9 protein-coding genes are annotated in these 7,425 nt (G+C 54.5%); 1 reads left to right on the top strand and 8 read right to left on the bottom strand.

Annotated elements, in window-relative coordinates; all coding sequences use genetic code 11:
- Window positions 1-1,203 (bottom strand): 4-hydroxy-3-polyprenylbenzoate decarboxylase (ubiD, locus tag ACZAHD_RS05020; protein WP_462455792.1); only part of this gene is annotated, 1,203 nt, incomplete at its 3' end.
- Window positions 1,204-1,380: 177 nt separating this feature from the next.
- On the opposite strand from ubiD, the gene rfaH reads away from it, so the two are divergent.
- A complete protein-coding gene (gene rfaH / locus ACZAHD_RS05015) occupies window positions 1,381-1,869 on the top strand; it encodes a transcription/translation regulatory transformer protein RfaH (protein WP_462455791.1) in 489 nt (162 codons plus the stop codon).
- Between the two features lie 8 nt (window positions 1,870-1,877).
- On the opposite strand, the gene tatD is transcribed toward rfaH, so the two are convergent.
- The 7 genes from tatD to ubiE form a co-directional block, all read right to left on the bottom strand.
- Window positions 1,878-2,672, bottom strand: a complete 795-nt coding sequence (tatD, locus tag ACZAHD_RS05010; protein WP_462455797.1) for a 3'-5' ssDNA/RNA exonuclease TatD — start codon at window positions 2,670-2,672, stop codon at window positions 1,878-1,880.
- Between the two features lie 27 nt (window positions 2,673-2,699).
- Window positions 2,700-3,473, bottom strand: a complete 774-nt coding sequence (tatC, locus tag ACZAHD_RS05005; RefSeq protein WP_462455790.1) for a Sec-independent protein translocase subunit TatC — start codon at window positions 3,471-3,473, stop codon at window positions 2,700-2,702.
- Window positions 3,474-3,475: 2 nt separating this feature from the next.
- Window positions 3,476-4,018 (bottom strand): Sec-independent protein translocase protein TatB, encoded by a 543-nt coding sequence (gene tatB, locus ACZAHD_RS05000; protein WP_462455789.1) that lies wholly within the window; start codon window positions 4,016-4,018, stop codon window positions 3,476-3,478.
- Window positions 4,019-4,021: 3 nt separating this feature from the next.
- Complete coding sequence (tatA, locus tag ACZAHD_RS04995) at window positions 4,022-4,273, bottom strand: Sec-independent protein translocase subunit TatA (RefSeq protein ID WP_462455788.1); 252 nt, start codon at window positions 4,271-4,273, stop codon at window positions 4,022-4,024.
- 127 nt (window positions 4,274-4,400) lie between these two features.
- Entirely contained in the window at window positions 4,401-6,041 is a 1,641-nt protein-coding gene (gene ubiB, locus ACZAHD_RS04990; RefSeq protein WP_462455787.1) for a ubiquinone biosynthesis regulatory protein kinase UbiB, read from the bottom strand.
- A complete protein-coding gene (gene ubiJ, locus ACZAHD_RS04985) occupies window positions 6,038-6,643 on the bottom strand; it encodes a ubiquinone biosynthesis protein UbiJ (protein WP_462455786.1) in 606 nt (201 codons plus the stop codon). The genes ubiB and ubiJ overlap by 4 nt, the downstream gene beginning before the upstream one ends.
- Before the next feature lie 12 nt (window positions 6,644-6,655).
- On the bottom strand, window positions 6,656-7,411 hold the full coding sequence (gene ubiE / locus ACZAHD_RS04980; protein WP_462455785.1) for a bifunctional demethylmenaquinone methyltransferase/2-methoxy-6-polyprenyl-1,4-benzoquinol methylase UbiE: 756 nt from the start codon (window positions 7,409-7,411) through the stop codon (window positions 6,656-6,658).
- Window positions 7,412-7,425: the final 14 nt, after the last annotated feature.

The following is a 7,425-nucleotide window of genomic DNA, read 5'->3' as shown; positions in this document are numbered from 1 at the left end:
ATCATCATCGCAGACGATCACGAACTTCGTGTACATAAACTGGCGCAGGAATGACCAGACGCCCATCATGACGCGCTTGGCGTGTCCGGGGTACTGTTTCTTCATCGTGACCACGGCCAGACGATAAGAGCAGCCTTCCGGCGGCAAGTAGAAATCAACAATTTCAGGGAACTGCTTTTGCAGGATCGGCACAAAGACTTCATTCAGTGCGACGCCCAGGACCGCAGGTTCATCCGGCGGGCGCCCGGTATACGTTGAATGATAAATCGCATCTTCACGCTGGGTGATATGCGTGACCGTAAAGACCGGGAAATTATCCACTTCATTGTAGTAACCGGTATGATCGCCATACGGCCCTTCCGGTGCCATTTCACCTGGCTCAATATACCCTTCCAGCACAATTTCCGCGCTGGCCGGTACTTCAAGATCGTTGGAAATGCACTTGACCACTTCCGTTTTGGTACCGCGTAGCAGGCCGGCAAACGCATATTCTGAAAGCGTATCGGGAACCGGAGTCACAGCGCCAAGAATGGTCGCCGGGTCCGCACCCAGCGCTACGGAGACCGGAAAACGTTCGCCCGGATGAGCCGCACACCACTCCTGAAAATCCAGAGCGCCGCCGCGATGGGAGAGCCAGCGCATGATCAGCTTATTTTTACCAATGAGCTGTTGGCGATAGATGCCCAGGTTCTGCCGCTCTTTATGCGGACCGCGAGTGACCGTCAGTCCCCAGGTAATCAGCGGGGCAGCATCTTCCGGCCAGCAGGTCATGATCGGGATACGCGTCAGATCAACGCTGTCGCCTTCAATGATTTTTTGCTGACAGGGCGCTCCGCGCAGGCGCTTCGTCGGCATATTCAATACCTGCCGGAACTGCGGCAACTTATCGAACAGGTCGCGAAAGCCTTTCGGCGGTTCCGGCTCTTTCAGAAAAGCCAGCAGCTTACCCACTTCACGCAACGAACTGACATCCTCCTGCCCCATTCCCATGGCGACGCGGCGTGGTGTGCCAAACAAATTGCACAACACGGGCATGGTGTAGCCTTTGGGATTTTCAAAAAGCAGGGCCGGGCCGCCAGCACGTAAAGTGCGATCGGCAATTTCGGTGATCTCAAGGTGCGGATCAACCGACAGGGATATTCTTTTCAGTTCGCCCTGCTGCTCCAGCAATGTCAGAAAGTCGCGTAGATCGTGGTATTTCATGGAGTTATTATTGACCTCTATACAGGCTGCTGATTATACGGTGTTCGCCAGCGCCATGCTGTACTTTTGTTAAATTAGAGTGAAAGAACATAGAATTTTTGATTTCACTTATATTGGCTTTCGCGATCGCCCCAGGCTTTTGTTATGCTTGCTGCTAATAGAGTGGAAAGAGTTATTATGCAAGCCTGGTATTTACTGTATTGCAAACGTGGGCAGCTTCAGCGCGCCCAGGAACACCTCGAACGACAGGCAGTTAATTGCCTGATGCCGACGATCGCACTGGAAAAAATCATCCGCGGCAAACGCACTACGGTAAGTGAACCTTTGTTCCCCAATTACCTGTTTGTCGAATTCGATCCGGAAATTATCCACACTACGACGATCAGCGCCACGCGAGGCGTGAACAACTTCGTTCGCTTTGGCGCCCAGCCAGCGACGGTACCTTCCGCGGTCATTCACCAGCTCTCTATCTATAAGCCGGAAGGTATCACCGACCCGGAAACGCCACACGAAGGCGACTTCGTCTTGATTACCGAAGGCGCATTTGAAGGCCTGCAGGCTATCTTTAGCGAACCGGATGGTGAAGCTCGCTCCATGCTGCTGCTGAATCTGCTTAACAAACAGGTACTGCAAAGCATCAAAAATACCGACTTTCATAAAATCTGACGGTACGCTTAAAAACGGATGCCAAAGAGCGTTCTGACATTCGTGTCAGTCATCTCTTCCAGCCGCTTAGCCTCCTCCCCGCGCCATCGTGCAATACTTGCCAGAATATGTGGCAGATATACCGGTTCGTTGCGGCGAGAAACGGGCTTCGGGCTAAGATCGCGGGGCAGCAGATACGGGGCATCCGTTTCAATCAGCAGGCGTTCTGCCGGGATATCCGGCAGCAGCTCGCGCAGTTCAAGTCCTCGTCGCTCATCGCAAACCCAGCCAGTAATGCCAATATACAAACCGTGCTCCACACAGGCTCGCATTTCTTCGCGGCTTCCGGTGAAGCAGTGCAGCACCGCACCAGGCAGTTTATCCAGCCAGGGCGTGAGGAGCGTCAGAAAACGTTCGTGGGCATCGCGGCAGTGCAAAAAAACCGGCATCGACAGCTCGGCTGCCAGAGCCAGCTGTGCGTTGAAGGCGGCTTCTTGCTCCGGAGGGGTCGAAAAGTTGCGGTTGAAGTCCAGCCCGCACTCGCCAATAGCGATGACCTCCGGCTGGCGCGCCAACTGAAAGATGGCGTCGGCCACCGATGTCGTCCAGCTGCTGCTGTCATGCGGATGGACACCGGCAGTTGACCAGCAGCGGGAATAACGATGTGCCAGCTGCCGGGCCTGCTCGCTTTCATGCAGGTTAGTCCCGGTGAACAGCATGCCGGTCACGCCCGCCGCCTGAGCACGGGCCACGACCTCATCGCGATCGCGGGAAAACTGTGGACTGGTCAGATTGACGCCGATATCAAACATCGCTTCTCCAATATGACAACCGCCCTGACGGGCGGCTGGTTACTCTTCTTTGCTCTCCGCTTCTTCAGCGGCGGCATCCTCGTCACGCGTCAGACGTTTTCCGGTATAGAAACGCGCAAAGAAAACCCCGATCTCAAACAAGCAGTACATCGGAATCGCCAGCAGCGTTTGCGAAAAGACATCCGGTGGCGTCAGCAGCATACCGACGACGAATGCCCCCACCAGTACGTACGGGCGCTTCTTACGCAAATCGTCCGGGGTCGTGACGCCCATCCAGCACAACAGCACGATCGCAACCGGCACTTCAAATGAAACACCAAAGGCGATAAACAACGCCATGACGAAATCGAGATAGCTGCGAATATCCGTCGAGACCTGCACGCCCTCAGGCGCCGCGTGCGTAAGAAAACCAAACGCCAGCGGGAAAACGACAAAGTAGGCAAAGGCCATACCGATATAGAACAGCAGCGTACTGGAAACCAGCAGCGGCATAACCAGCCGACGCTCATGTTTATACAGCGCCGGGGCAACAAACGCCCAGACCTGGTAAAGAATCACCGGCACCGACAGAATCACCGAGACCATAAAGGTGAGTTTGATCGGCGTAAAGAAAGGGGAAGCCACGTCGGTGGCGATCATCGTGGCACCCACCGGCATCTGCCGGATAAGCGGTGCAGAAACTAACTGATAGATGTCGTTGGCGAAGTACACTAACGCCAGAAAAATAACCAGTATCGCGATGATGCTATTGATCAGACGCTTACGCAGCTCAATCAAATGCGAAATTAGCGGTTGAGTATCTTCTACGCCCATTTTTACGGTTTATCACTCGATGCAGGGGAGGAATCGGAAGCGGTGACGGCCACTTTTTCTTTGGCGACCGGGAGAGGCTCAGGCTGCGTAGCAGGGGCCTCTTCAACAACACTCTCTTGCGGCGTATGCACAGGCGCGCTGGCCTGATGTTCAGCCGTCGCCGGCGTAATGTTCTGGCGCTGCGCTTCACTGCCCTTTACTACCGGGTTATGAATCGTGTTCGCTTCATCGCTCGCTTTCTCAGGGTCGTGGGCGGTATAAGAACGTTTCATAGATTCAGCGGCTTCTCGCAGCTCATCCATTGACGCTTTCAGCTCCGGCGTCAGGTTATCCAGGCTCGCCTTTTCGACTTTCTTCAGGCTTTCCTGGAACTCCTGCAGTTTTAGTTCCTGAGTGATCTCATTTTGTACGGTAGCCGCCAGCGATCGTAACGTACGAATCCAGCTGGCCACCGTTTTTACCGCTACAGGCAATCGCTGTGGCCCCAGGACAATGAGGCCAATGACGAACACCAGCAGTAGTTCACTAAAACCGATATCGAACACGAATTACACCTGCTCTTTGTCGTGGCGTTTTGTCTCGTCTTTTTTTACATCATCCGGCTTATCAGCGATCGATTTCGCCGTGAAATCCGCATCCGGAGCAGACTTTTCAGGTTTTTCATCATCACTCATGGCTTTTTTAAAGCCTTTGATCGATGCCCCCAAATCTGACCCCAGCGAGCTCAGCTTTTTCGTCCCGAAAAGCAGAACCACAATGACGACGACAATTAATAACTGCCAAATACTGATACCACCCATACACGTTCCTCTATGACAGATGATGATTAGGACGCATTATACACGTCATCTCGCGGGCCGCCTCTTTACCAGGCCGCTCGCATGACTTCGCGCAAAAACGAATGCGCTGCGATAAAGGCGCTGCCCGTCAGTGCGTTTTCCGCCAGCCGATCAGCCAGGACACCGCGCCAGCGGCCATCAGCCAACCTGGCATCATGCCCCATTCCGGGCGGTGGATAAATAACAGCGTACCACTCAGTAGCAGAACCGCACCTATACCAAACAGATAACGGGACTGTCCCTGGCGAACATGTCGCACCTGGAAGTCGCGCGCGATGGTATCCACACTGCTCTGCAACTGTTTGCTCTGCTGCAAAGTCTGATACACCAGCTCAGGTATTTCCGGCATTCTTTCGATCCAGAACGGCGCTTTTTCTTTAAATGCACGCACCAGCGCCGGAATGCCGACCTGATCTTTAATCCACGACTCAAGGAAAGGTTTCGCCGTTTTCCACAAGTCTAACTGAGGATAGAGCTGGCGGCCTACCCCTTCTACGTAAAGTAATGTCTTCTGCAGCAACACCAACTGCGGCTGCACTTCCATATTGAAACGCCGGGCGGTGTTAAACAGGTTCAGCAGCACATGACCAAACGAGATCTCAGCCAGCGGCTTCTCGAAGATCGGCTCGCAGACGGTGCGAATAGCAAACTCGAACTCTTCAACATTGGTATCCGCAGGAACCCAGCCTGAATCCACATGCAGCTCGGCGACTTTACGATAATCGCGATTGAAGAAGGCGATAAAGTTTTCCGCCAGGTAGCGCTTATCTTCTTTGTTCAGCGACCCCACGATGCCGCAGTCAATCCCGATGTACTGGGGGTTCTCCGGATGGTTGTAGCTAACGAAAATATTGCCCGGATGCATATCTGCATGGAAGAAGCTGTCGCGGAACACTTGGGTGAAAAAGACCTGCACGCCGCGTTCCGCCAGCAGCTTCATGTTCGTGCCCTGCGCCTCCAGCGCCTCCACGTCGGAAATCGGGATCCCGTAAATCCGCTCCATGACCATCATATTTTCGCTACAGTAATCGGAGTAGACCTCAGGTACATACAGCATCGGGCTGTCTTCAAAGTTACGCCGCAACTGAATGGCGTTCGCCGATTCGCGTAACAGATTGAGTTCGTCCAGCAGCGTTTTTTCGTATTCACGAACCACTTCCTGCGGGCGCAGGCGGCGACCGTCGGGCAGTAAATGCGGCACCCAGCGCGCGAGACGATAGATAAGTTTCATGTCCGCTTTAATCACAGGCACAATGTCCGGGCGTATGACCTTGATAACGACCTCTTTGCCGTTTTCTTTCAGCCGCGCGGTATGGACCTGCGCAATAGAGGCCGATGCCAGCGGTTCAATCGAGAAATCGTCAAACCATGCCTCTACAGGAAGGCCACCCATCGCCTGTTCGATCTGCTGTTTCGCCAGCCGGCCATCGAAGGGCGCCACGCGATCCTGCAGTAGCGCGAGCTGATCGGCGATTTGCGGCGGGAAGAGATCGCGGCGGGTAGAGAGCATCTGGCCGAACTTGATCCACACCGGTCCCAGCTCCTGCAGCGCAAGGCGCAGGCGTTCGCCGAGGGGTTGGTTTTTATGACGATTCGGCATCCAGAACAACATCCGCCGCCCGATACGCAGCGGCAGCGTGATGCGCATTTTGGGAATGAGCTCATCAAGCCCATAGCTCAAAAAAGTGCGGATAATAAGATACAGGCGCCGTAATTCTCCTGGCGTCATTTGCCCTCCAGCGTTTCCAGCCGTTTTTCCAGTGCAAAAAGCGCGCGTTCCACAGCAGCAGTCTCTTCTGCAAACCAGGCCATTTCCAGCGGCCCTGGTGCCATACGCCACTCTTCGGTCAGCGCTTCAGCGACATACTGCTGCTGACGCTGGGCACCGTGCAGCAGAAAGCGCGCTCCGGCACGAAAGGCCTTACTGACCCCTTCCGCAACGATATCGCCGGTATAGGGCGCCAGCAGCTCAGCCGGATCGAATTCCGCCAGGTCACATAGCGTCACCGTGTTCTGCACCACCTGCAGATCGCCCTGCACTTCCAGATCACCACTGCGAATAAGCGCGGTGAGCTGTTGACGGTTGCGCAGCTGCGGCAGCACGCTGAGGCGGGTAATGACGGTACAGTCGGCATCGCCTTCCCAGTCCCCCAGCACATCCACCTGACGCTCACCGAAGACCAGCATAACCGGCGTCGATAACTCCTTCAGCTCAACGCGCAGCACCTTCCCCAGCAGACGCTGGCGAGCAGGTTTTAACGCTTTGTCGCGCCAGAGAAAGGTATTGAGGACGGTTTCAATGCCAGCGGTAACCAGTGGTTTGAAAGGCATGCGATCTCCCTGTCAGAACTTATAACCGCGGTGCAACGCAACGATACCAGCCGTCAGGTTGTAGTAGTCGACGTTTTCGAAACCGGCATCCTGCATCATGGCTTTCAGGGTCTCCTGATCCGGGTGCATGCGAATAGATTCCGCCAGGTAACGATAACTTTCACCGTCTTTGGCAACCAGTTCTCCTACGCGCGGCAACACGTGGAAGGAGTAGGCGTCATAGGCTTTGCTGAGCGGCTCAATAATCGGTTTCGAGAACTCCAGCACCAGCAGACGACCGCCCGGCTTCAGGACGCGATACATTGAACGCAGCGCTTTGTCTTTATCGGTGACATTACGCAGACCAAACGAAATCGTGATGCAGTCAAAAGTGTTGTCGGCAAACGGCAGCGCTTCCGCATTAGCCTGAATGTATTCAACGTTGCCGACGATACCGATATTGCGCAGCTTTTCCCGCCCCATTTTCAGCATGGAGTCGTTGATATCCGCCAGCATGACGCGACCCGTTTCACCCACCAGGCGAGAGAACTTCGCCGTCAGGTCGCCGGTGCCGCCGGCCAGATCCAGAACGGTCTGTCCACGGCGTACACCGCTGCAATCGATGGTGAAACGCTTCCACAAACGATGAATACCGAACGACATCAGATCATTCATAACATCATATTTTGCGGCCACAGAATGGAATACATGTGCCACCATGTCCGCCTTCTGCTCTTTGGCTACCGTCTGAAAACCAAAGTGCGTCGTTTCTTGTGAATCCTCAACCATCTCAATGCCTGCTT

The sequence above is a fragment of the Raoultella sp. genome, from assembly GCF_039594335.1.
GTDB lineage: Bacteria > Pseudomonadota > Gammaproteobacteria > Enterobacterales > Enterobacteriaceae > Klebsiella.
Note: the sequence above shows the minus strand (reverse complement) of the source record. Positions and strands in the feature narration are given on the sequence as shown.